A 22,581-nucleotide genomic window follows, 5' to 3' on the forward strand; every position below is an offset into this window, starting at 1 on the left:
CCATTTAGAGCTTAGCTACCATCAACAAACCGGCTGAGTGCCGCGACCAACGGCCCTCGCAGAGGATATGCAGCGATCTGCTGCGCTAATCAGGGTTTCCCTCCGTAGAGCGCGGTCATGTATGCTACGGCGCTTCCTGTAACTCCACTTCCAGCTCGCCTGGGCAGCGAAACGCCGATTTGGCGTGATCAGCGTCCAGCGTCGCATTGAAGAGGATTAGGCCCCCCTATTCAGTTCAAAAGTAGCCATGCACGAACAATATCAGCCCCGTGAAATCGAAGCCGCCGCCCAGTCGTTCTGGGACGAGCAAAAGTCCTTTGAAGTCAGTGAACAGCCAGGCAAGGAAACCTTCTACTGCCTGTCGATGTTCCCTTACCCCAGCGGCAAGCTACACATGGGGCATGTGCGTAACTACACCATTGGCGACGTGATCTCGCGCTATCAGCGCATGCTCGGCAAGAACGTTCTGCAACCCATGGGTTGGGACGCCTTTGGCATGCCGGCGGAAAACGCCGCAATGAAAAACAACGTAGCGCCCGCCAAATGGACCTACGAAAACATCGCCTATATGAAGACCCAACTGCGCAGCCTGGGGTTGGCGGTGGACTGGTCGCGCGAAGTGACCACCTGCAAGCCGGATTACTACCGCTGGGAACAATGGCTGTTCACTCGCCTGTTCGAAAAAGGCGTGATCTACAAGAAAAGCGGCACCGTGAACTGGGACCCGGTCGACCAGACCGTCCTCGCCAACGAGCAAGTGATCGACGGACGCGGCTGGCGTTCCGGCGCGCTGATCGAAAAGCGCGAAATCCCGATGTACTACTTCAAGATCACCGCCTACGCGGATGAACTGCTGGAGAGCCTCGACGAGCTGACGGGCTGGCCTGAACAGGTCAAGACCATGCAGCGCAACTGGATCGGCAAATCCCGCGGCATGGAAGTGCAGTTCCCGTACCACGTCGACTCCATCGGCGAAGCCGGTGCACTGAAAGTCTTCACCACCCGTCCGGACACCCTGATGGGCGCGACCTATGTTGCCGTGGCCGCTGAACACCCACTGGCCACCCTGGCGGCACAGAACAATCCAGAGCTGCAGGCGTTCATCGCTGAATGCAAGGGCGGAAGCGTCGCTGAAGCCGACGTCGCCACTCAAGAGAAAAAAGGCCTGCCGACCTCGCTGTTCGTCGAACATCCGCTGACCGGCGAGAAGCTGCCGGTTTGGGTAGCCAACTATGTGCTGATGCATTACGGCGACGGCGCCGTAATGGCAGTACCGGCTCACGACGAGCGCGATTTCGAGTTCGCCACCAAGTACAACCTGCCGATCAAGTCCGTGGTTCGCACCAGTTCCGGTGACACCAACCCGGCACCCTGGCAGGACGCGTACGGCGAACACGGCACACTGATCAACTCCGGCGAATTCGACGGCCTCGACTTCGCAGGCGCTTTCGACGCCATGGAAGTTGCGCTGATCAAGAAAGAACTCGGTGCCTCACGCACCCAGTTCCGTCTGCGCGACTGGGGCATCAGCCGTCAGCGCTACTGGGGCTGCCCGATCCCGATCATCCACTGCACCGCCTGCGGTGATGTGCCGGTCCCGGAAGATCAGCTGCCCGTGGTGTTGCCGGAAGACGTGGTGCCGGACGGCGCAGGTTCGCCACTGGCGCGCATGCCCGAATTCTACGAGTGCAACTGCCCGAAATGCGGTGCACCGTCCAAACGTGAAACCGACACGATGGACACCTTCGTCGAGTCCTCGTGGTACTACGCCCGTTACGCCTCGCCGCACTATGAAGGTGGCCTCGTCGAGAAATCGGCGGCCGACCACTGGCTGCCGGTGGATCAGTACATCGGCGGTATCGAGCACGCGATTCTTCACCTGCTCTACGCGCGCTTCTTCCACAAGCTGATGCGCGACGAAGGCCTGGTGAGCTCCAACGAGCCGTTCAAGAACCTGCTGACCCAGGGCATGGTGATCGCCGAGACGTACTATCGTCGCGAAGCCAACGGCGCCTACACCTGGTTCAACCCGGCGGACGTCGAACTCGAACGCGACAGCAAGGCCAAGGTCATCAGCGCCAAGCTGATCGCGGACGGCCTGCCGGTGGAAATCGGCGGCACCGAGAAGATGGCCAAGTCGAAGAACAACGGCGTCGACCCACAGTCGATGATTGATCAGTTCGGCGCAGACACCTGCCGCCTGTTCATGATGTTCGCCTCGCCACCCGACATGAGCGCGGAATGGTCCGACTCCGGCGTCGAAGGCTCGCACCGTTTCCTCAAGCGCGTCTGGCGTCTGGCGCAAGGGCACGTTACTCAGGGCCTGCCGGGGACTCTCAACGTCGCGGGCCTGAACGATGAGCAAAAAGCCGTTCGACGTTCTATCCATCAGGCCATCAAGCAGGCCAGCCACGATGTTGGCCAGAACCATAAATTCAACACCGCCATCGCTCAGGTGATGACGTTGATGAACGTGCTGGAAAAGGCTTCGCAAGCCACCGGGCAGGATCGCGCACTGATCCACGAAGGTCTGGAAAGCGTGGTCTTGCTGCTGGCACCGATTACACCGCACATCAGCCACGAGCTTTGGAAACAACTGGGCCATGCTGAGCCGGTGATCGACGCAGGCTGGCCGGCGCTGGACGAAAGCGCACTGGTGCAGGACACCCTGCAGCTTGTCATCCAGGTGAACGGCAAGCTGCGCGGCCACATCGAAATGCCGGCCAGCGCCAGCCGTGAAGAAGTCGAAGCCGCCGCGCGGGCCAACGACAACGTGCTGCGTTTTGTCGACGGCCTGACTATTCGTAAAGTGATCGTAGTGCCCGGGAAACTGGTCAATATCGTCGCCAGCTAATTGGAGCAGGCACCGGGTGATACCTGGCGCCGAGTAAAACCTTTCGGGCCGCACGGTCGGCCCACCTGGTTTCAAGGGGAGCAACAAGATGATCAAACGCAACTTGCTGGTGATGGGCCTCGCGGTCCTGTTGAGCGCCTGCGGTTTTCAGCTGCGCGGCACCGGCACTACCGAACTGGCGATCAAGGACCTCGACCTGAGCGCCCGCAATGCCTACGGCGATACCGTCAGGCAGCTGCGCACCATGCTCGAAAGCAGCGGCGTCAAGGTCTACACCGGCGCGCCATACAAGCTGGTGCTGACCGATGAGCAGGAATCACAGCGCATTCTCAGCTACGCCGGCGCCGGTCGTACTGGCGAGTACCAGGTGAGCACGGTGCTCAGCTACGACATACGTGGCGAGAGCAATCTGCCGCTGTTGAGCGACAAGCTTGAAGTGCAGAAGGTCTTTATCCACGACGGCAACAACCTCGTGGGTTCCGATCAGGAAGCGAGCGACGTCCGCAAGGAAATCCGTCGCGAGCTGATCCAGCGCATGATGCTGCGCCTGCAACAGTTGACGCCGACTCAACTGGATCAATTGCAGCAAACTGCCGCAGCTCGGGCCAAAGCCGACGCCGACGCACTTGAAGCAGCGCAGAAGGCTGAAGCGGAAACACCGCGCCAGTCGCCTGTCGAACTGCCGCAGCAATAAGACTTGCGGGGCGCTCAGGCGCCCCGCTTGCCCTCTCTTATGAAACTTGCCCCCGCTCAACTCGGCAAACACCTGCAAGGCGTCCTCGCGCCGGTCTACATCATCAGTGGCGATGACCCGCTGTTGTGCCAGGAAGCCGCCGACGCTATTCGCAGCGCCGCCCGGCAGCAGGGCTTCGACGAACGCCAGGTATTTGCCGCTGACGCCAGTTTCGACTGGGGGACGCTGCTGCAAGCCGGGGCGAGCATGTCGCTGTTCGCCGAAAAACGCCTGCTGGAACTGCGTCTGCCGTCTGGCAAACCGGGTGACAAAGGTGCTGCGGCCTTCATCGAATACTGTTCGCGACCGGCTGAGGACACGGTGCTGCTCATCAGCTTGCCGAAGCTCGATGGCAGTGCGCAAAAAACCAAATGGGGCAAGGCGCTGGTCGAAGGTCAGCACACCCAGTTTGTGCAGATCTGGCCGGTCGATGCCAACCAGCTGCCGAGCTGGATCCGCCAGCGACTGTCTCAGGCAGGGCTTTCTGCCAGCCAGGATGCAGTGGAATTGATTGCCGCGCGAGTCGAAGGCAATTTGCTGGCCGCCGCTCAGGAAATCGAAAAACTCAAGCTGATGGCCGAAGGTGGCCAGATCACCGTTGAAACCGTGCAAGCGGCAGTGGCCGACAGTGCGCGCTTCGATGTTTTCGGCCTGACTGACGCGATCCTCAACGGTGAGGCGGCACATGCCCTGCGCATGCTTGAGGGGTTGCGCGGTGAAGGCGTCGAGCCACCGGTGATCCTCTGGGCGCTGGCGCGGGAATTGCGACTGCTGGCCAACCTGTCACTACAATACAGTCAGGGTGTGCCACTGGATAAAGCCTTCAGCTCGGCGCGGCCGCCGGTCTGGGATAAACGCAGGCCGCTGATGAGCAAAGCCCTGCAACGATATTCAGCGCCACGCTGGGCGCAGCTATTGCTGGAAGCTCAGCGCATCGACGCGCAGATCAAGGGCCAGGCGGCGGGTTCACCGTGGATGAGCCTGAGTCGGTTGGCGCTGTTGATGGCGGGTCAGAGATTGACGTTGCCTGCTGAATAAGATCAAAAGATCGCAGCCTCGTTTCACTCGACAGCTCCTACAAGATGGTCACGTTCCTTTGGCGCGTTCCTTTGTAGGAGCTGTCGAGTGAAACGAGGCTGCGATCGTTGCGTCCTACGAAACCTACCTGCAACTGTCCTATAGACAGAACCTCAACTTCGGCAGATCATTTTCCGCGCAAAAACCCACTCAATCGAGAGAACCGCTCATGAGCAAAAAGCCATCCAAAAATGGCCCCAACAAGGCCAAGTCCATCATCGCCCAGCCACTGTTCCGCAGCCGTCAGGAACGCGCCGGCAAGGGCAAAGGCAGCTACCGCCGCGAAGCCTTCCAGTCTGACAGCTGGGAGGCTTCTTACTTTCTGGCGGCCTGAAAGGCAAGCCATCGCGCAACATGTTAAGGTCTGTACCTGATTCGTACTCCCTGGACCCGTGCATGCCCCTTAGTATTTCCCGTCGTTGGCCAGTGCGCCAATTGATCGCCGCCTCCAGCCTCATTCTGCTTGTCGCCTGCGCGGAAAAACCAACCGCCGCCGACGCTCAACCGCTCCAGACCCTTCCCGTCGCGACCGCTCCTGCGGTAATTCCGCCCGTGGTGCCGACCGGTGACGACCTCAACCTTCAGCCGACCCAGACCTTCGCCGAATGGCAGGCCGGTTTCCGCAAGGACGCCCTGGCTGCCGGCATTCGCGCCGACCTGTTCGACCGCGCCTTCGCCAGTGTCAGCGTGGACGACAGCGTGATTCGTGCCGACCGCAGCCAGCCGGAATTTTCCCGACCGGTGTGGGAATACCTCGACGGTGCGCTGTCGCCGCTGCGAGTACGCAAGGGCCAGGCGCTGGTAAACCAGTACGCCGATGTCCTGCAGAGCATTGAACAGCGCTACGGCGTGGATCGTCAGGCCCTGGTGTCCGTGTGGGGTATGGAGAGCAACTTTGGCCAGTTTCAGGGCAGCAAGTCGGTGATCAATTCCCTGGCGACCCTGGCCTACGAGGGCCGGCGTCCAGGGTTTGCTCATGCGCAATTGATTGCAGCGCTGCAAATCCTGCAACAGGGCGATATCGAACCGGAGAAGATGCTCGGTTCCTGGGCCGGCGCCATGGGGCAAACCCAGTTCATTCCGACCACGTACAACACCCACGCCGTCGACTTCGATGGTGACGGCCGCCGCGACATCTGGGGCAGCCCTGCCGATGCGCTGGCGTCCACCGCGCATTATTTGCAAAGCTCGGGCTGGCAACGTGGGCAACCGTGGGGTTTCGAAGTCAAACTGCCAGGCGGCTTCGATTACGTACTGGCCGACGGCACGATCCGCAAGAGCGTTGCCGAATGGCGCCAGCTGGGCGTGACGCTGCCCAATGGAGCCCAGCCTCCCGCTGGGTCGGAAAACCTGTCTGCAGCGCTGTTGCTGCCAGCGGGTCATCGTGGCCCGGCGTTTTTGGTCCTCGACAACTTCCGCGCGATTCTCAAGTACAACAACTCGTCGTCCTATGCGCTGGCGGTAGCCCTGTTGTCCGAGCGTTTCAGCGGCGGCGGTTTGATCAGTGGCACGTGGCCGAAAGATGATATGCCGCTTAGCCGTACCGAACGTATCGAGCTGCAAACCCTCCTCAGCGCTCAGCAGTACGACGCGGGCACCGCCGACGGAATCATCGGCGCCAACACGCGCAAAGCGATCCGTAGCGCGCAGCAATCGTTCGGCTGGCCGGCAGATGGCTATCCGACTCATAAGTTGCTGGAAGGCCTTCGCAACCGCTAAAAGCTTCGCGAGCAGGCTCGCTCCCACAGGTGACCGTGTTCTCTCAGGGGGACATGGTCGAATGTGGGAGCGAGCCTGCTCGCGAAGTCTGACTGTCAGGCGATGAATGCCTAAGCCATGATCACCACATCCTGCTCCAGCACCAACTCTTTGTTCCCCGCATCCAACCGTACCAACGCGCCCATCGGCAACGTAAGGTTCGGATCACAATGCCCACTGCGCCAACCGGCCAGCACCGGTATTCGCAGCGGTTCGAACGTCTGCTTGAGCAACCGCTCGAGCGCTGCCGCATCCACTCCCGCCACATCCCCCACCAGCACCCCGCGCAGCTTGCCCAGTGTGCCAGCGAGTCGCAGATGGGTTAGCAGGCGGTCGATTCGGTACAACGGCTCATTGATGTCCTCGAAGAACAGGATCACGCCTTCCGCATCCATCTCATAAGGCGTGCCCATGGTCGCGGCGATCATCGACAGATTGCCGCCGAGCAAACGCCCGTGAGCGATGCCCGGTTCGATGGTGGTCAACGGCCACGCCACCGGATGGGCCAACAGACTGCCCGCCTTCATCTGCCCTCTGAGCATATTGAAAAACGAGGCTTGCGTAGGTTTCTGCCGGTTGCCCAACAAATCGGCGTTTAGCAGTGGCCCGTGAAACGTCACGAACCCCGCATAACGACTGATCGCCAGGTGCAGGGCGGTGATGTCGCTGTAGCCTATGAACGGCTTGGCATTGTTCTGCAGCAGCCCGAAATCGATACGGTCGAGCAAACGCGGAGTGCCGTAGCCACCGCGCAGGCAGATGATTGCATCGACCTCACAGTCCTCGAAAGCCGCATGAAGATCATTGAGACGCACATCGTCGCTGCCGGCGAGGTAGCCATCCGCTTCGTACACACCGGGGAAAATCCGCAGGGCGTAGCCGCGGGCCCGCATCCAGGCTAAGGCTTTTTCAGTGTCCAGCGCCGCGGGGCCGGCAGGCGCAATCACGCCGATCAAGCCCTCCGACGGCAAGGCTGGAACTGGCGTGTGCGGACAAAGGGTATGGGTCGGTCGGACAGTCATCCATGAATCTCCCTGTGCGATAGCGTCATGCACACAGTAGTCAGGAACGGGGACAAACAGAAGAGGATCACGCACCCCGCAAGTTGCAGGAAAGTACAGCAGTGGTTGTAGGCACCACAAAAAAACCCGCCAGGTTGAAATGACCTGGCGGGCATTTTAATCAGGACGACATCAATTCCGCCTTGACCAGCTTCGCCTGCTCATCAGCGTGGTACGAAGAACGCACCAGCGGACCGGACGCGACGTTTTTGAAGCCCATCTTGTAACCTTCCTCGGCGAACCAGGCGAAGGTATCCGGGTGCACAAAACGCTGGACCGGCAGGTGACTGCGCGAAGGCTGCAGGTACTGGCCTAGGGTCAGCATATCGATGTCGTGCTCACGCATGCGCTTCATGACTTCGATGACTTCTTCGTCGGTTTCGCCCAGACCCAGCATCAGGCCGGATTTGGTCGGAATGTGCGGCATCATCTGCTTGAAGCGTTGCAGCAGGGTCAGCGACCACTGGTAGTCCGAGCCCGGACGCGCTGCCTTGTAGAGGCGTGGCACGGTTTCCAGGTTGTGGTTGAAGACGTCAGGCGGCTCGGCGGCAGTGATTTCCAGCGCGACGTCCATGCGTCCACGGTAATCGGGGACCAGGGTTTCGAGCTGTACGTTTGGCGACAGCTTGCGGATCTCGCGGATGCAGTCGGCAAAGTGCTGCGCACCGCCGTCACGCAAGTCGTCGCGGTCAACCGAAGTGATCACTACGTACTTGAGCTTGAGATCGGCAATCGCGATGGCGAGGCTTTGCGGCTCGTTGACGTCCAACGGTTTCGGACGACCGTGACCGACGTCGCAGAACGGGCAGCGACGGGTGCAAATGTCGCCCATGATCATGAACGTCGCGGTGCCGCCGGAGAAGCATTCGCCCAGGTTCGGGCAGGACGCTTCCTCGCACACGCTGTGCAGTTTGTGTTTGCGCAGCAGCGCCTTGATGCGGTCGACCTCCGGCGAAACCGGAATACGCACGCGGATCCAGTCGGGTTTCTTCGGCAGTTCGGTGGTCGGGATGATCTTCACCGGGATGCGTGCAACCTTCTCGGCGCCGCGCAGCTTGACGCCGGCTTCAACCTTGGCACGCGGGGCCGGACGCTCGGTAACATCCAGCGTCGGGATCATGGTTTGCACTGCATCAGTAGTCATATCAGTCGATTCCGCCCGTGAGGGTCGTCTGCTCAGCATAGTCGAGGTGTTTGACGAGCTGCGCACGCAGCCGGGCACTTACCTCGGCAAATTCAATCGATCCTGCGTGATCGCTCAGCTGGGTCATCGCCAGCCCGGCGTAACCGCAGGGATTAATCCGTCGAAACGGTTCCAGGTTCATGTCCACATTCAGGGCCAGGCCATGAAACGAACAACCATGGCGGATCCGCAGACCCAACGAGGCAATTTTTGCCCCGTTAACGTAGACACCCGGTGCATCTGCCTTGGCCGCCGCCGTCACGCCATAACTGGCCAACAGCTCGATCAGGCAATGTTCCATACGAGTGACCAGCTCTCGCACACCGAAACCCAACTTGCGCACGTCGAGCAACAGGTAGGCCACTAATTGACCGGGACCGTGATAAGTCACCTGACCACCACGGTCGACCTGCACCACCGGTATATCACCTGGCAGCAGCAAATGTTCGGCCTTGCCGGCCTGACCCTGGGTGAACACTGGAGGGTGCTCGACCAACCAGATTTCGTCGGCGGCTTCGCTGCCGCGTTCGTTGGTGAAGCGTTGCATGGCATGCCAGACCGGCTCGTAAGCCATCTGGCCGAGCTCTCGAAAGCCCAGCGTGCCAGACATCACAACACCATGTGTACGAAACCGGTAGCGCGCAACTCGCTGTTTATGTCGTACAGCTGTTCCTGACCGGTGGCGATGATATGCAGCTGGATAGTCGTGTATTTGCCGTTGGTACTCTGACGCTCGGCCAGGGTCTTGTGATCTACGGTGGCGTGTTTCTCAAGGATCGCGATGATCTTGTCCTTGAAACCCACGCCGGTGTCGCCGATTACCTTGATCGGATAATCCGCGCAGGGGAACTCGATCTTTGGCGCCTTTACTTCGGTGTCTGTCATGGCGTAACGGCCTCGTAAGCCGTGGCAACGGACATGGCCCCGCTCCGGACCGGAGCGAGGCCATGCAAGTCCACACTAAATCAGTTGAACAAGCCGTAGAAGAATAGACGGATGCTATCCCACATGCGACGGAAGATACCACCCTCCTCGACGCCATCCAGAGCGATCAGGTCGGCGCTGTGCACGACCTTCTCGTCCAGCTTCACTTCGACTTTACCAATCACGTCGCCCTTGGCGATAGGTGCAATCAGTTGCGGGTTCATGGTCATGCTGGCGGCAAGCTTCTTCAGCTGACCCTTCGGCAGGGTCATGGTCAGGTCTTGGGCAAGGCCGGCCTTGACTTGGTTGGTGGTGCCTTTCCAGACCTGCGCCTGAGCCAGCTCCGTGCCTTTCTGATAAAAGGTCTGGGTTTCGAAGAAACGGAAACCGTAGGTCAGCAGCTTCTGGGTTTCAGAAGCACGCGCCACTTCGCTGTTGGTGCCGAACACCACGGCGATCAGGCGCATGCCATCACGTACCGCCGAAGACACCATGCAGTAGCCGGCCTCTTCGGTGTGGCCGGTTTTCAGGCCGTCTACGGTCTTGTCGCGCCACAGCAGCAGGTTGCGGTTAGGCTGCTTGATGCCGTTCCAGAAGAATTCTTTCTGCGAGTAAATGGCGTAATGCGCCGGATCTTCATGGATGATCGCGCGGGCCAGCACGGCCATGTCGTGCGCCGACGAGTAGTGCTCAGGGTTCGGCAGACCGGTCGGGTTCATGAAGTGACTGTTGGTCATGCCCAGGTCAGCCACGGTTTTGTTCATCATGTCGGCGAATGCGTCTTCGCTGCCGGCGATGTGCTCGGCGAGCGCAACACTGGCGTCATTACCCGACTGAATGATGATGCCGTGCAGCAGATCACTCACAGTGACCTGCGAGCCGACTTTGATGAACATCCGCGAACCACCGGTACGCCAGGCGTTTTCGCTGACCGTCACCGGATCGTTTTCGCCAATCTGGCCACGACGGATTTCCAGGGTCGCGAGGTACGCGGTCATCAGCTTGGTCAGGCTGGCCGGTGGCAGACGCTGGTCACCGTTGTTCTCGACCAGCACGTTACCGCTGCTGGCATCCATGAGCACGTAGGATTTAGCCGCCAGTTGAGGTGGCGACGGCATCATCTCGACCGCGAAGGCGGCAGGCGAGAGGAGCAGCGGGACTAACAGGCAAACGCGTTTGGCAAAGGTGGTGATGTTCATCCGTCTCTCGAAATCGCTAATGGAAACTGCCCGGGGGCAAAACTAATCTGATGACTTTCTAAAGAGCCATCGCGTGTTCAGCTGTTCACTCAGAACCCTGGCCGGGCTTTTGTTCTTCAGCGAGCCAACAACCAGATTCACCGCCAAATGGCGAGTGAACCGTCAATCAGGTACCACGTATTACTCGGCGGTGACCACGCTCGGCGAACCGAGATTGGCCAGACGCACGCTGTTCTGTACTTGCTGGATTTCATTCGGCGAGCCGATGGGTCCGAGGCGAACCCGGTGCAAGGTCTGTTGGTTACGCACGATCGAACTGATGAACACCGGAGCGCTCACCATCCCGCTGAGCTTCGATCTCAGGAGTTCTGCAGCGTCCGGGTTGGCGAACGCGCCCACCTGCAGATACTGGCCAGACGCTGGCACAGAAGCGTTTTTTTTTGCATCGATCTGCACGGGCACTACGGCCGCAGCATGCTGCTGCGGCGGCGGCGTCCATTGCTCAACGGTGCCGGTTGAAGCCGTCAGCACCGGGGCGTTATTTTGCGCAATTTTCGGTTCGTTCAGCATCAACGGTGCCGGGCGCCCTTTGGCGGCCCACCATTGTTGAGGGTCAATGCCTTCTACCTTGACTCGTGCGGTACCGGTTTCGGCATAGCCCAGTTTCTTCGCGGCGGCGTACGACAAGTCGATGATCCGGTCGGAGTAGAACGGGCCACGGTCGTTCACACGCAGGACAACTGTCTTGTTATTGTCCAGATTGGTTACGCGAACGTAACTGGGCAATGGCAACGTCTTGTGGGCGGCACTCATGCCGTACAGGTCATAGACCTCGCCGTTGGCGGTGTTCTGCCCGTGAAACTTGGTGCCGTACCAGGACGCCGTGCCCGATGCCACGTAGGTTTTCGATTCCTGCAACGGGAAGTAGGTCTTGCCCAGCACAGTGTAAGGGTTGGCTTTATAAGGACCGCTGTGCAGGGTCGGGGTGGCATCGGGGATACGCGAAACATCGACGTCCCACCACGGCGCACCATCTTTGTGAGCGCGGTTGATGTCCAGTCCCGGGGTTGCACGCACAGCGGTTGAAGGAGACTTTGTCGGCGTCGGCGAGCGGCTGGTCGAACAGCTGGCAACCAGCAGCGCCAAGCCGGCGAACGCCATCAGCTTCAGGGGTTGATTCATAGGCAATGCCCGCATTACTTGACGCCCCGTGCTTGGACCAGCTGTTCAGACAGTTGATGTACGGCCATGGCGTACATCACGCTGCGGTTATAACGCGTGATTGCGTAAAAATTCTTCAGGCCCATCCAGTTCTCAGGGCCGCTGTCACCTTCCAGGCGGAATGCCGTGACCGGCATATCATCGCGCAGCGCATCATGACTTGACCACCCCAACGCTCGCAACTCCCCGACGGTTTTAGTCGGTTCGATGCCCGTGGTCAAACCTTCGTCGGCCTGCTCGCCCTGTACATCAGCGCGACTGACCACGGGTTCGCCGGCCACCCAACCATGACGTTTGAAGTAACTGGCAACACTGCCGATGGCATCGTCAGGGTTGGTCCAGATGTTGATGTGCCCATCACCGTCGAAATCCACCGCGTAGGCGCGGAAGCTGCTCGGCATGAACTGCGGCAGCCCCATCGCCCCGGCGTAAGAGCCTTTGAGCGTCAGAGGATCCACCTGTTCTTCGCGAGCCAGCAAGAGGAATTCACGCAGCTCCTTGCGGAAGAATTCAGCGCGGGGAGGATAGTCGAAGCCCAGGGTCGACAACGCATCGATCACTCGGAAGTTGCCGGTATTGCGGCCGAAAAAGGTCTCAACGCCAATGATAGAGACAATTACCTGCGCCGGTACGCCGTATTCCTGTTCGGCCCGGGCCAGCACCGCTTCGTGCTGGCGCCAGAAGTCCACACCACGGGCGATGCGCGCGTCGGTGATGAACATTGGCCGGTATTCTTTCCACTGTTTGACCCGCTCGGCAGGCCTGGAGATGGCGTCGAGAATCGACTGCTTGCGCTCGGCTTCGCGCAACACGCCCATCAGCTGTTCACCGGCAAAACCATAGTCGCGGGTCAGTTCACCGACGAATTCAGCCACCTGGGGCGAGCCTTCGTAATCGCCGGCCGACGCTTCACGCGCAGTGCCAAGGATGCCCACCAGGCCGACCCACGGCGCATATCGAGTCGCCCAGCCACGCATTGCTTGCATTGAACTCTTCACCTTATTCAAACCTGTGCGATCCACTTACGATGGGTATGGATCGACATCAAAACCCCAAACGCTGACAGTAGCGTCACCAGCGAAGTTCCTCCGTAGCTAATGAATGGCAACGGCACCCCTACAACCGGCAACAGGCCACTGACCATACCGATGTTGACGAAAACGTAAACAAAAAACGTCATGGTCAACGCTCCGGCGAGCAATTTGCCGAACAATGTCTGGGCCTGGGCGGTAATCACCAACCCGCGACCGATCAGTAACAGGTAGATCAGCAGCAGTGCGCAGATGCCCACAAGACCGAACTCTTCACCCAGCACCGCAATAATGAAGTCGGTGTGGCTTTCCGGCAGGAAGTCCAGGTGTGACTGGGTGCCCAGCAACCAGCCTTTGCCGAATACGCCGCCGGAACCGATGGCGGCTTTCGACTGAATGATGTTCCAGCCTGTGCCGAGCGGGTCGCTTTCCGGGTCGAGGAAGGTCAGTACGCGCTGCTTCTGGTAGTCGTGCATGACGAAATACCACATGGCGATCGCCACAGGCACAGTCGCGGCGAGCACGCTCATGATCCAGCGCCAGCGCAGGCCACCCATGAACAGCACAAACGCGCCGCCCGCGAGAATCAGCAGCGAAGTGCCGAGGTCGGGTTGGCGCACGATCAGAATGAACGGCAGGCCGATCAGGAACAGACTGACGCCGACGTGCTTGAGCTGCGGCGGCAATGTGCGCTTGGACAAGTACCAGGCGATGGTCGCCGGCATGAGGATCTTCATGAATTCCGAAGGCTGGAAGCGGATCACCCCGGGGATGTTGATCCAGCGCGTGGCGCCCATTGCGTTGTGGCCCATCACATCCACTACCACCAGCAGCAGCACGCCGATTACATAGCCGACCGGAACCCAACGTGCCATGAAGCGCGGCTCGAATTGAGCGATGACAATCATCGACACCAGACCGATGCCGAAAGATGTGGCTTGCTTGGCCAGCAGATCCCAGCTCTTGCCGCTCGCCGAATAAAGAACGAACAGGCTGCCGGCGGCCAGCATTAGCAGCAAAATCAGCAACGGGCCGTCGATGTGCAGGCGTTGCAGCAGCGTCGCACGACGACGCATCACATCCTCGCTGGAGAGGATGCGATCAAAATTACTCTTCACGGGCCGTAGCCTCCGCACTGATAGGGCTGGCGTATTCGGCCTTGAGGTGGCCTTCCTGATCCAGCAGCCAGGCGTCCATGATCTGACGCACTACCGGCGCGGCAACACCGGAACCGGACTCGCCGTTCTCGACCATCACCGACACCACGATCTTCGGGTTGTCGGCCGGTGCGAAGCCGACGAACAGGGCGTGGTCGCGATGGCGCTCCTGAACCTTGGAACGGTCGTACTTCTCGCCTTGCTTGATCGCCACGACCTGGGCCGTACCGCTTTTGCCGGCAATGCGGTATTGCGCGCCGATCGCCGCTTTGCGCGCCGTTCCCCGGGCGCCGTGCATCACTTGTTGCATGCCGTGGTTGACCTTGGTCCAGTCGGACGGGTCACGCAGAATGATGTCAGGCATCGGGTTGTCATCCTTTGGCCGCTCACCTTCGACTGTCTTGGCCAGGTGCGGTCGATTCCAGATGCCTTTATTCGCCACCAGTGCCGTGGCCTGGGCCAACTGCAGCGGGGTCGACTGCATGTAGCCCTGACCGATCCCCAGAATCAGCGTTTCGCCCGGGAACCAGGCTTGCCGGCGGGTCGCGCGCTTCCATTCCCGCGTCGGCATCAGCCCTGCGGACTCCTCGAACATGTCCAGCGAGACCTTCTGGCCGATGCCGAACTTGCTCATGTACGCCGACAACCGGTCAATCCCGAGCTTGTGCGCCAGATCGTAGAAATAGGTGTCGTTGGAACGCATGATCGCCGTGTCGAGGTCAACATAGCCGTCGCCGCTACGGTTCCAGTTACGGTATTTGTGGTCGTAGTTAGGCAATTGGTAATAGCCGGGATCGTAGACCCGACTCGACGCAGTCACGACGCCAGCATCCAGCCCGGCGATCGCCACCGCCGGCTTGATCGTCGAACCTGGCGGGTACAACCCGCGCAACACGCGGTTGAACAGCGGCCGATCGATGGAATCGCGCAGCTCGGCGTAGGCCTTGAAGCTGATGCCAGTGACGAACAGGTTCGGATCGAAACTCGGCTGACTGACCATCGCCAGTACTTCACCGGTCGCCGGATCCAGCGCCACCACCGCACCACGGCGTCCGCCCAGCGCGGCTTCGGCGGCTTCCTGCAATTTGATGTCCAGGCTCAGGACGATGTCCTTGCCCGGAATCGGATCTGTTCGTTTGAGCACCCGCAAAACGCGGCCTCGAGCGTTGGTTTCGACCTCCTCATAACCCACCTGGCCGTGCAACTCGGGCTCATAGAAGCGCTCGATGCCGGTTTTGCCGATGTGGTGAGTACCGCTATAGTTGACCGGATCGAGCGTCTTCAGCTCTTTCTCGTTGATCCGGCCCATGTAGCCCACCGAGTGCGCAAAATGCGCGCCCTGCGGATAATGCCGCACCAACTGCGCCACCACTTCAACGCCGGGCAGGCGGAACTGGTTCACGGCGACTCGGGCGATCTGCTCTTCGGTCAATTCGAACAGGATCGGCACCGGCTCGAATGGCCGACGCCCCTGGCGCATGCGTTTCTCGAAGATCACCCGGTCTTCCGGGGTCAACTCCAATACTTCCACAATCACGTCGAGCACTTGCTGCCAGTCGCCGGAGCGCTCGCGGGTCATGCTCAGGCTGAAGCTGGGTCGGTTGTCGGCCACCACCACGCCATTGCGGTCGAAAATCAATCCGCGGGTTGGCGGAATCGGCTGCACATGGACACGGTTGTTCTCCGACAGGGTCGAGTGATACTCGTACTGGATCACCTGAAGAAAATACAACCGCGCGATCAGCACACAAATCAGCGCCACCACTGCAATTGCACCGAACACGACACGGCCACGCACCAGACGGGCGTCTTTTTCGTGGTCCTTGATGCGGATCGGCTGGGGCATGAGGCAGAACTACTTGTGATAGGGGTGACCGGACAGAACTGTCCAGGCACGATACAGCTGTTCGCCGATGAGAATCCGCACCAGCGGGTGCGGCAGCGTCAAGGGCGAGAGCGACCAGCGCTGATCAGCGCGGGCACAGACTTCCGGCGCCAGTCCTTCCGGGCCGCCGACCATGAAATTGACCGTGCGCGAGTCCAGCCGCCAGCGATCGAGTTCGACCGCCAGTTGCTCGGTGCTCCAGGGCTTGCCGTGGACTTCGAGAGTCACAACCCGCTCGTTCGACCCGACCTTGGCCAGCATGGCCTCGCCTTCCTGGCGGATGAAGCGCGCCACGTCAGCGTTCTTGCCACGGGTGTTGAGCGGTATTTCCACCAGTTCCAGCGCCAGCTCGGACGGAAGACGCTTGGCATATTCATGCCAGCCTTCTTCCACCCATTTGGGCATGCGTGAACCGACGGCGATCAGTCGCAGTCGCACAGCGGGCCCTTATTGCTGGTCTTTGTTGAGCTTGGTGAAATGCTCATGGGTGTTTTCCGGGCTGTGGTGAGCAGCGCTGGCCGAACGGCTTTGCTCGGCACCGGCCCACAGGCGCTCCAGGTCGTAGAACTGGCGTGCCGAGGCAGTCATCATGTGCACGATGACGTCGTCCATGTCCAACAGAACCCAGTCGCTGTCGCCCTTGCCTTCTTCGCCCAGTGGCTTGACGCCCAGGGCTTTGACGGCTTCGCGGACCTTGTCCAGCATCGCGCCGATCTGGCGGTTCGATGTACCGGTGGCGATGATCATGAAGTCAGTGATGCTCTGCTTTTCACGGACGTCGATGACCTGGATGTCCTGGCCTTTTACGTCTTCCAGGGCTGCAACGGCAACCTTGACCAGCTCTTCACCGCGCAGCTCCGGCCCGGTCGGAGCCTCTACTGGCAGCGGTGCGCTCTTGAATGTGCCTTTGCGCTTTACTTTAGCTACGTCTTTGTCAGTCATATAAAACTCGTTTTGCTCGTGTGTTCGGGTGGTTCAATACACGTTGTGGCACGTGCCTTGAAGCACTCCCATTCAGTTCGACGCACGGTAAAGCCCGTGCGCATCGATATAGGCCAGGACCGCGTCGGGCACCAGGAAACGTACCGACTTACCGCTGGCCAGCAGTTGACGGATCTGGGTGGCGGATACCGCGAGCGGTGTCTGCCAGACGAATGCAATCTGTCCGCTCGGCCCTTTCAGGGCCAGCGGGTCGCTCACCGAGCGCGCTGCCAGCAGGTTGCGCAGGGCATCCGGCGGTTCGCTGTCGGCATCCGGGCGTTGCAGCACCAGGATGTGGCAATGCTGGAGCAACTCTTCCCAGCGGTGCCAAGTGGGCAGGCCGCAAAATGCGTCCCAGCCCAGAAGCAGAAAAACCTGGTCTTGCGAGGCCATTTCGGCACGCATCAATTCCAGGGTATCGATGGTGTAGGACGGCTTGTCCCGCTGCAACTCGCGTGCGTCTACCCGCAACGGCGCCACACCGGCCACCGCGCACTCGACCATCGCCAGTCGGTCCTTCGCCGACACTTGCGGCGTGCCGCGATGAGGCGGCCGCGCACTCGGTGTCAGGCGTAATTCATCCAGCGCCAGCGATTCGGCAACTTCCAGCGCGCCACGCAAATGGCCGATATGCACCGGATCGAACGTCCCGCCCAGCATGCCGATGCGTCGTGGCGCAGGGGCGCAGGGAGGGCTCGACGCTGACGGATTGAGGTCGCTCAAGTCAAACCGACGCCTGGCCGCGCAACTGGCCATCTCCGACCACAATGTATTTCTCGCAGGTCAGACCTTCGAGACCCACCGGGCCGCGGGCGTGCAGCTTATCAGTAGAAATGCCAATCTCGGCACCCAATCCATATTCGAAGCCATCGGCGAAGCAGGTTGGGGTGTTGATCATCACCGACGAGGAATCGACTTCAGCCACGAATCGCCGGGTCTCGCCGACGTTTTCACTAACGATCGAGTCGGTGTGATGCGAGCCATGCCTGTTGATGTGTTCAATGGCGTGATCCAGACCGTCAACCACGCGAATCGAAAGGATCGGCGCCAGATATTCGGTATTCCAGTCTTCTTCAGTCGCAGCGCTGGCATCGATGATTGCCAGCGTACGCTCGCAACCGCGCAGCTCAACACCTTTTTCGCAAAACTGGGCGGCCATGGGCGGCAGAAAATCTTTCGCAACAGCTTGATCCACCAGCAACGTTTCCATCGCCCCGCAGATGCCATACCGGTAAGTCTTCGCGTTGAACGCGATGCGCTGTGCTTTTGGCAGTTCGGCGTTGGCACTGACGTAGACATGGCAAATGCCGTCCAGATGCTTGATCACCGGCACACGTGCGTCACGGCTGACCCGCTCGATCAGCCCACGGCCTCCGCGGGGGACGATGACATCGACGTATTCAGGCATGGTGATGAGCGCGCCGACGGCGGCGCGGTCGGTGGTTTCGACAACCTGGACCACGGCCGCCGGCAAATCGGCTTCAGCCAGGCCGCGCTGAATGCAGGCGGCGATAGCGCGATTGGAGTGAATGGCTTCAGAGCCGCCACGCAAGATGGTTGCATTGCCGGACTTGAGGCACAGGCTGGCAGCATCGATGGTCACATTCGGTCGGGATTCGTAGATAATCCCGATCACGCCCAGCGGCACGCGCATCTTGCCCACCTGAATGCCCGACGGTCGAAAGCTCATGTCGCGGATTGCACCGACCGGGTCCGGCAAGGCTGCCACCTGGCGCAAGCCGACGATCATGCCGTCGATCCGCTCCGGCGTCAGCGCAAGACGTTCAAGCAACGCAGGTTCCAGACCACTGGCGCGACCGGCCGCCATATCCAGCTCGTTGGCCACGACAAGTTCAGCGCGTGCGGCGTCCAGCGCATTGGCGGCGGCCTGCAAGGCGCGGTTTTTCTGCGCGGTGCTGGCACGGCCAATGACGCGAGAGGCTTCGCGGGCAGCGCGACCCAGGCGGGTCATGTAGTCAAGAACGGACTCAGTCATGGTCTGGCGTGGTCTTGCAAAGAGGAAAGCGGCAGATTATAGCTGCCGCGCCCCGGGACTAACAGCAGTGACGGGCGGATGGTCGAAATGGATCGCGATTTGCCGACGTTCAGCCGGAATTAAGCTTGGCGTTGGTATCATCAAGACTCAATCAGCCTTGATAAACGTGTACATCATGTCCAACCTGACTGTTCCCACCGTTATCACGCGCCTTCCCATGGGCCTCCCCGACGCTTTTTTCGACCGCGACGCGCAACTGCTGGCGCGTGATCTACTGGGCAAAGTCATTCGGCACCGGGTCGGCGAGCTGTGGCTCAGCGCGCGAATCATTGAGACCGAGGCGTATTACTTCGAAGAAAAAGGCAGCCACGCTTCGCTCGGCTATACAGAAAAGCGTAAGGCTTTGTTTCTGGATGGTGGCCACATCTATATGTATTACGCCCGCGGTGGCGATTCGCTGAACTTCAGCGCCAAGGGCCCGGGCAACGCAGTACTGATCAAATCCGCCTATCCATGGGTCGATGAGTTGAGCGGGCCTGCGAGTCTGGCCCAGATGCTGCTGAATAACCCTGATGCCCAGGGCCGCCCTCGCCCGTCGCAAAAACTCTGCGCCGGGCAGACGTTGCTGTGCAAGGCGTTGGGTTTGAAGGTGCCAATGTGGGATGCGAAACGTTTCGACCACGAATGGATGCTGGTGGAGGATGTCGGCACGCAACCGACTCAAATCATCCAAACCACCCGACTGGGCATTCCGACGGGCCGCGACGAGCACTTGATGTACCGCTTCGTCGACGCGGCGTATGCGCCGTATTGCACGAGGAACCCGCTGCGCCGGGGACAGGTCGAAGGGCGGGACTATTTTTTGCTTCCTGACAGTGGCTGACTCTGCAGGAGATTCCGTGGTGCGGGGGCTTGCTGTGGTAAAGGGCTCGCTGCGGTGAAGGGGCTCGCTTTGGTGAAGGGCTTGCTGTGGTAAAGGGGCTCGCTTTGGTGAAGGGCTTGCTGTGGTAAAGGGGCTCGCTGTGGTGAAGGGCTTGCTGTGGCGAGGGGGCTTGCCCCCGTTTGAGTGCGTAGCACTCACAAGCATTTATGGCATATCAGCAACTTTGGGGCCGCTGCGCAGCCCGACGGGGGCAAGCCCCCTCGCCACGGGTGCCCCTAAAGGGATGGTGGACGTTTTATCGATCGCGTTCTTCCCCAGGAATTTTGAACATTCAATGGAGTTGTTTTTATGGGCCCATGGCTCGATAGCGTGACCGGATGGCTGGCGGCAAATCCGCAATGGCTGGCTGCGGCAGTATTTATTGTGGCCTTCGTGGAATGTCTGGCGATTGCCGGGCTGATCGTTCCCGGCACGGTGTTGCTGTTTGCCGTGGCAGTGCTGGCCGGCAGTGGCGCGCTGTCGCTGAGCGAGACGCTGTTGCTGGGATTTGTGGCCGGCGTACTCGGCGACTTTGTTTCCTACTTCATTGGTCGCCATTTCCACCAGAACATCCGGCGTTTGCCCGGTCTGCGGCATCATCCGGAGTGGATCGGCAGCGCCGAAACCTACTTCCAGCGCTACGGCATCGCCAGCTTGCTGGTAGGGCGCTTCATCGGCCCGCTGCGCCCGATGCTACCAATGGTAGCCGGGATGTTCGACATGCCTTTCCCGCGCTTTGCCGCGGTCAGTCTATTGGCCGCCGCTGGTTGGAGCGTGGCGTATCTGTTACCCGGCTGGGCCACCGGTGCGGCGATTCGCCTGCCACTTCCGGAAGGTTTCTGGATGGAAGCCGGGATTGTCGCCGGCAGTATCGCGGTAATGGTCGGTTTGAGTGTAACCAGCAGTTTACGCCAACACCGCAAGGCAACGATTTTGATCTCCAGCATGGGGGTGTTGATTCTCGCGGGGCTGTTCATCGGCTATCCGCACCTGACCGCGCTCGACCAAGGCGTGATGACACTGGTGCAGGAACATCGCAGCACCACCCTGGATGAAATCGCTGTCACCTTTACGTTGATCGGCGAGTTCCGCAACATGCTCGTGTTCAGCATATTGCTGACGTCTTTGCTATTGCTGACGCGGCAATGGCGACACGCAGTTTTCGCCGGCAGCACGCTGCTGTTGACCGCTCTGGCCAACACGTTCACCAAACAGTTTTTCGCCCGGGTGCGCCCGGAAGTTCTCAGCGATCCACTGACGACCTTCAGCATGCCCAGCGGTCACGCCTCCGGCGCCTTTGCACTGTTTTTGACGCTGGCCGTGCTGGCCGGTCGCGGACAGCCGCCGAGAATGCGCCTGACGTGGTTATTCATTGCATGTATTCCAGCGTTGATGATTGCGCTTTCCCGCGTCTATCTGGGCGCGCACTGGCCGACTGACGTCATTGCCGGGGCCATGCTCGCGTCGTGCGTGTGTGCAGCAAGCCTGTGGCTGAATCAGCGCAAGATGCAGCTCAATGCCATGCCCTTCAGGGTCTGGTGGCTGATTCTGCCGGCACTGCTGGCGCTGTTCAGCTTCTTTGCACTGCGGCACTTGCCCAATGCGATGCTGCGTTATTCCTACTGACACAGACCTGTAACCGCCTCGCTACAACCCTGTAGCAGCTGCCGAGCCTGCGAGGCTGCGTTCGAGGACGCAGTCCTCGCCAGGTCATTTTTGGCAGTCAAAGCCGGACGCAGCCTCGCGGTGCTCGGCAGCTGCTACAGGCATAGAGGCTGCATTCGAGGCACTTGCCCAATGCGATGCTGCGTGATTCCTACTGACACAGACTGTAACCGCCTCCCTCAACCCTGTAGCAGCTGCCGAGCCTGCGAGGCTGCGTTTGAGGACGCAGTCCTCACCGAGTCATTTTTGGCAGTCAAAGCCGGACGCAGCCTCGCGGTGCTCGGCAGCTGCTACAGGCATAGAGGCTGCGTTTGAGGCACTTGCCCAATGCGATGCTGCGTTATTCCTGCTGACACAGACTGTAACCGCCTCCCTCAACCCTGTAGCAGCTGCCGAGCCTGCGAGGCTGCGTTTGAGGACGCAGTCCTCACCAAGTCATTTTTGGCAGCTAGAACCGGACGCAGCCTCGCGGTGCTCGGCAGCTGCTACAGGCATAGAGGCTGCGTTCGAGGCACTTGCCCGATGCGATGCTGCGTGATTCCTACTGACACAGACCTGTACTCGCCTCGCTGCAACCCTGTAGCAGCTGCCGAGCCTGCGAGGCTGCGTTTGAGGACGCAGTCCTCACCAAGGCATTTTTGGCAGTCAAAGCCGGACGCAGCCTCGCGGTGCTCGGCAGCTGCTACAGGCATAGAGGCTGCATTCGAGGCACTTGCCCGATGCGATGCTGCGTTATTCCTACTGACACAGACTGTAACCGCCTCGCTGCAACCCTGTAGCAGCTGCCGAGCCTGCGAGACTGCGTTTGAGGACGCAGTCCTCACCAAGTCATTTTTGGCAGCTAGAACCGGACGCAGCCTCGCGGTGCTCGGCAGCTGCTACAGGCATAGAGGCTGCGTTTGAGGCACTTGCCCAATGCGATGCTGCGTGATTC

General features: G+C 60.2%; 20 protein-coding genes. 7 read left to right on the top strand and 13 right to left on the bottom strand.

The window, feature by feature from the left end; genetic code table 11:
- Nucleotides 1-247: 247 nt before the first annotated feature.
- From leuS to F8N12_RS03485, 5 genes are all read left to right on the top strand, one after another.
- The gene (gene leuS, locus F8N12_RS03465; protein WP_150579181.1) at nucleotides 248-2,854 is read left to right on the top strand and encodes a leucine--tRNA ligase; all 2,607 of its coding nucleotides are present in this window, start codon (nucleotides 248-250) and stop codon (nucleotides 2,852-2,854) included.
- 88 nt (nucleotides 2,855-2,942) lie between these two features.
- Entirely contained in the window at nucleotides 2,943-3,548 is a 606-nt protein-coding gene (gene lptE / locus F8N12_RS03470) for an LPS assembly lipoprotein LptE (protein WP_150579182.1), read from the top strand.
- Nucleotides 3,549-3,587: 39 nt separating this feature from the next.
- Nucleotides 3,588-4,625: a DNA polymerase III subunit delta gene (holA, locus tag F8N12_RS03475; protein WP_150579183.1), complete on the top strand. Its 1,038-nt coding sequence runs from the start codon at nucleotides 3,588-3,590 to the stop codon at nucleotides 4,623-4,625.
- Between the two features lie 208 nt (nucleotides 4,626-4,833).
- The gene (arfA, locus tag F8N12_RS03480) at nucleotides 4,834-4,998 is read left to right on the top strand and encodes an alternative ribosome rescue factor ArfA (protein ID WP_057010124.1); all 165 of its coding nucleotides are present in this window, start codon (nucleotides 4,834-4,836) and stop codon (nucleotides 4,996-4,998) included.
- 62 nt (nucleotides 4,999-5,060) lie between these two features.
- Nucleotides 5,061-6,383, top strand: a complete 1,323-nt coding sequence (locus F8N12_RS03485; protein ID WP_150579184.1) for a lytic murein transglycosylase — start codon at nucleotides 5,061-5,063, stop codon at nucleotides 6,381-6,383.
- Between the two features lie 110 nt (nucleotides 6,384-6,493).
- Here the strand turns inward: F8N12_RS03485 and F8N12_RS03490 are convergent, their stop codons facing one another.
- The 13 genes from F8N12_RS03490 to F8N12_RS03550 all read right to left on the bottom strand — a co-directional run bounded on the left by F8N12_RS03490 (nucleotide 6,494) and on the right by F8N12_RS03550 (nucleotide 19,060).
- Complete coding sequence (locus F8N12_RS03490) at nucleotides 6,494-7,444, bottom strand: S66 peptidase family protein (protein WP_150579185.1); 951 nt, start codon at nucleotides 7,442-7,444, stop codon at nucleotides 6,494-6,496.
- A 160-nt stretch (nucleotides 7,445-7,604) separates the two neighbouring features.
- Nucleotides 7,605-8,627: a lipoyl synthase gene (gene lipA, locus F8N12_RS03495; protein ID WP_007894397.1), complete on the bottom strand. Its 1,023-nt coding sequence runs from the start codon at nucleotides 8,625-8,627 to the stop codon at nucleotides 7,605-7,607.
- Nucleotide 8,628: 1 nt separating this feature from the next.
- Nucleotides 8,629-9,276, bottom strand: a complete 648-nt coding sequence (gene lipB / locus F8N12_RS03500) for a lipoyl(octanoyl) transferase LipB (protein ID WP_150579186.1) — start codon at nucleotides 9,274-9,276, stop codon at nucleotides 8,629-8,631.
- Entirely contained in the window at nucleotides 9,276-9,551 is a 276-nt protein-coding gene (locus tag F8N12_RS03505) for a DUF493 domain-containing protein (protein ID WP_008152827.1), read from the bottom strand. Before F8N12_RS03505 ends, lipB begins: the two co-directional genes overlap by 1 nt.
- 80 nt (nucleotides 9,552-9,631) lie before the next feature.
- Nucleotides 9,632-10,789, bottom strand: a complete 1,158-nt coding sequence (locus F8N12_RS03510; RefSeq protein WP_150579187.1) for a D-alanyl-D-alanine carboxypeptidase family protein — start codon at nucleotides 10,787-10,789, stop codon at nucleotides 9,632-9,634.
- A 180-nt stretch (nucleotides 10,790-10,969) separates the two neighbouring features.
- On the bottom strand, nucleotides 10,970-11,986 hold the full coding sequence (locus F8N12_RS03515) for a septal ring lytic transglycosylase RlpA family protein (protein WP_150579188.1): 1,017 nt from the start codon (nucleotides 11,984-11,986) through the stop codon (nucleotides 10,970-10,972).
- Nucleotides 11,986-12,996: a lytic murein transglycosylase B gene (mltB, locus tag F8N12_RS03520; RefSeq protein WP_150579189.1), complete on the bottom strand. Its 1,011-nt coding sequence runs from the start codon at nucleotides 12,994-12,996 to the stop codon at nucleotides 11,986-11,988. Before mltB ends, F8N12_RS03515 begins: the two co-directional genes overlap by 1 nt.
- Nucleotides 12,997-13,013: 17 nt before the next feature.
- Nucleotides 13,014-14,117: a rod shape-determining protein RodA gene (gene rodA / locus F8N12_RS03525; protein WP_191623109.1), complete on the bottom strand. Its 1,104-nt coding sequence runs from the start codon at nucleotides 14,115-14,117 to the stop codon at nucleotides 13,014-13,016.
- A 31-nt stretch (nucleotides 14,118-14,148) separates the two neighbouring features.
- Nucleotides 14,149-16,044, bottom strand: a complete 1,896-nt coding sequence (mrdA, locus tag F8N12_RS03530; protein WP_150579191.1) for a penicillin-binding protein 2 — start codon at nucleotides 16,042-16,044, stop codon at nucleotides 14,149-14,151.
- Between the two features lie 9 nt (nucleotides 16,045-16,053).
- Nucleotides 16,054-16,521, bottom strand: a complete 468-nt coding sequence (gene rlmH / locus F8N12_RS03535; RefSeq protein WP_111454206.1) for a 23S rRNA (pseudouridine(1915)-N(3))-methyltransferase RlmH — start codon at nucleotides 16,519-16,521, stop codon at nucleotides 16,054-16,056.
- A gap of 9 nt (nucleotides 16,522-16,530) precedes the next feature.
- The gene (gene rsfS / locus F8N12_RS03540; protein WP_045062095.1) at nucleotides 16,531-17,025 is read right to left on the bottom strand and encodes a ribosome silencing factor; all 495 of its coding nucleotides are present in this window, start codon (nucleotides 17,023-17,025) and stop codon (nucleotides 16,531-16,533) included.
- Nucleotides 17,026-17,097: 72 nt separating this feature from the next.
- Nucleotides 17,098-17,724 carry a nicotinate-nucleotide adenylyltransferase gene (gene nadD / locus F8N12_RS03545; protein WP_191623110.1) on the bottom strand — a complete coding sequence of 209 codons (627 nt, stop codon included), beginning with the start codon at nucleotides 17,722-17,724 and terminating at the stop codon, nucleotides 17,098-17,100.
- Nucleotides 17,725-17,788: 64 nt separating this feature from the next.
- Nucleotides 17,789-19,060 carry a glutamate-5-semialdehyde dehydrogenase gene (locus F8N12_RS03550; protein ID WP_150579193.1) on the bottom strand — a complete coding sequence of 424 codons (1,272 nt, stop codon included), beginning with the start codon at nucleotides 19,058-19,060 and terminating at the stop codon, nucleotides 17,789-17,791.
- A 175-nt stretch (nucleotides 19,061-19,235) separates the two neighbouring features.
- On the opposite strand from F8N12_RS03550, the gene F8N12_RS03555 reads away from it, so the two are divergent.
- Complete coding sequence (locus tag F8N12_RS03555) at nucleotides 19,236-19,943, top strand: DNA-3-methyladenine glycosylase (protein ID WP_150579226.1); 708 nt, start codon at nucleotides 19,236-19,238, stop codon at nucleotides 19,941-19,943.
- A gap of 348 nt (nucleotides 19,944-20,291) precedes the next feature.
- Nucleotides 20,292-21,608 carry a bifunctional DedA family/phosphatase PAP2 family protein gene (locus tag F8N12_RS03560; RefSeq protein ID WP_150579194.1) on the top strand — a complete coding sequence of 439 codons (1,317 nt, stop codon included), beginning with the start codon at nucleotides 20,292-20,294 and terminating at the stop codon, nucleotides 21,606-21,608.
- Nucleotides 21,609-22,581: the final 973 nt, after the last annotated feature.

The organism is Pseudomonas fluorescens (genome assembly GCF_902497625.1).
GTDB classification, from domain to species: Bacteria; Pseudomonadota; Gammaproteobacteria; order Pseudomonadales; family Pseudomonadaceae; genus Aquipseudomonas; species Aquipseudomonas fluorescens_BQ.

Bases quoted from the DNA above. Each gene is read 5' to 3' on its own strand.
- lipB (WP_150579186.1), bottom strand. From the start codon at position 9,276: ATGTCTGGCACGCTGGGCTTTCGAGAGCTCGGCCAGATGGCTTACGAG.
- holA (WP_150579183.1), top strand. From the start codon at position 3,588: ATGAAACTTGCCCCCGCTCAACTCGGCAAACACCTGCAAGGCGTCCTC.
- nadD (WP_191623110.1), bottom strand. From the start codon at position 17,724: ATGCTGGGCGGGACGTTCGATCCGGTGCATATCGGCCATTTGCGTGGC.
- F8N12_RS03490 (WP_150579185.1), bottom strand. From the start codon at position 7,444: ATGACTGTCCGACCGACCCATACCCTTTGTCCGCACACGCCAGTTCCA.
- F8N12_RS03515 (WP_150579188.1), bottom strand. From the start codon at position 11,986: ATGCGGGCATTGCCTATGAATCAACCCCTGAAGCTGATGGCGTTCGCC.
- mltB (WP_150579189.1), bottom strand. From the start codon at position 12,996: ATGCAAGCAATGCGTGGCTGGGCGACTCGATATGCGCCGTGGGTCGGC.
- arfA (WP_057010124.1), top strand. From the start codon at position 4,834: ATGAGCAAAAAGCCATCCAAAAATGGCCCCAACAAGGCCAAGTCCATC.
- F8N12_RS03510 (WP_150579187.1), bottom strand. From the start codon at position 10,789: ATGAACATCACCACCTTTGCCAAACGCGTTTGCCTGTTAGTCCCGCTG.
- lptE (WP_150579182.1), top strand. From the start codon at position 2,943: ATGATCAAACGCAACTTGCTGGTGATGGGCCTCGCGGTCCTGTTGAGC.
- F8N12_RS03550 (WP_150579193.1), bottom strand. From the start codon at position 19,060: ATGACTGAGTCCGTTCTTGACTACATGACCCGCCTGGGTCGCGCTGCC.
- lipA (WP_007894397.1), bottom strand. From the start codon at position 8,627: ATGACTACTGATGCAGTGCAAACCATGATCCCGACGCTGGATGTTACC.
- F8N12_RS03505 (WP_008152827.1), bottom strand. From the start codon at position 9,551: ATGACAGACACCGAAGTAAAGGCGCCAAAGATCGAGTTCCCCTGCGCG.
- F8N12_RS03560 (WP_150579194.1), top strand. From the start codon at position 20,292: ATGGGCCCATGGCTCGATAGCGTGACCGGATGGCTGGCGGCAAATCCG.
- rsfS (WP_045062095.1), bottom strand. From the start codon at position 17,025: ATGACTGACAAAGACGTAGCTAAAGTAAAGCGCAAAGGCACATTCAAG.
- F8N12_RS03555 (WP_150579226.1), top strand. From the start codon at position 19,236: ATGTCCAACCTGACTGTTCCCACCGTTATCACGCGCCTTCCCATGGGC.
- mrdA (WP_150579191.1), bottom strand. From the start codon at position 16,044: ATGCCCCAGCCGATCCGCATCAAGGACCACGAAAAAGACGCCCGTCTG.
- leuS (WP_150579181.1), top strand. From the start codon at position 248: ATGCACGAACAATATCAGCCCCGTGAAATCGAAGCCGCCGCCCAGTCG.
- F8N12_RS03485 (WP_150579184.1), top strand. From the start codon at position 5,061: ATGCCCCTTAGTATTTCCCGTCGTTGGCCAGTGCGCCAATTGATCGCC.
- rodA (WP_191623109.1), bottom strand. From the start codon at position 14,117: ATGCGTCGTCGTGCGACGCTGCTGCAACGCCTGCACATCGACGGCCCG.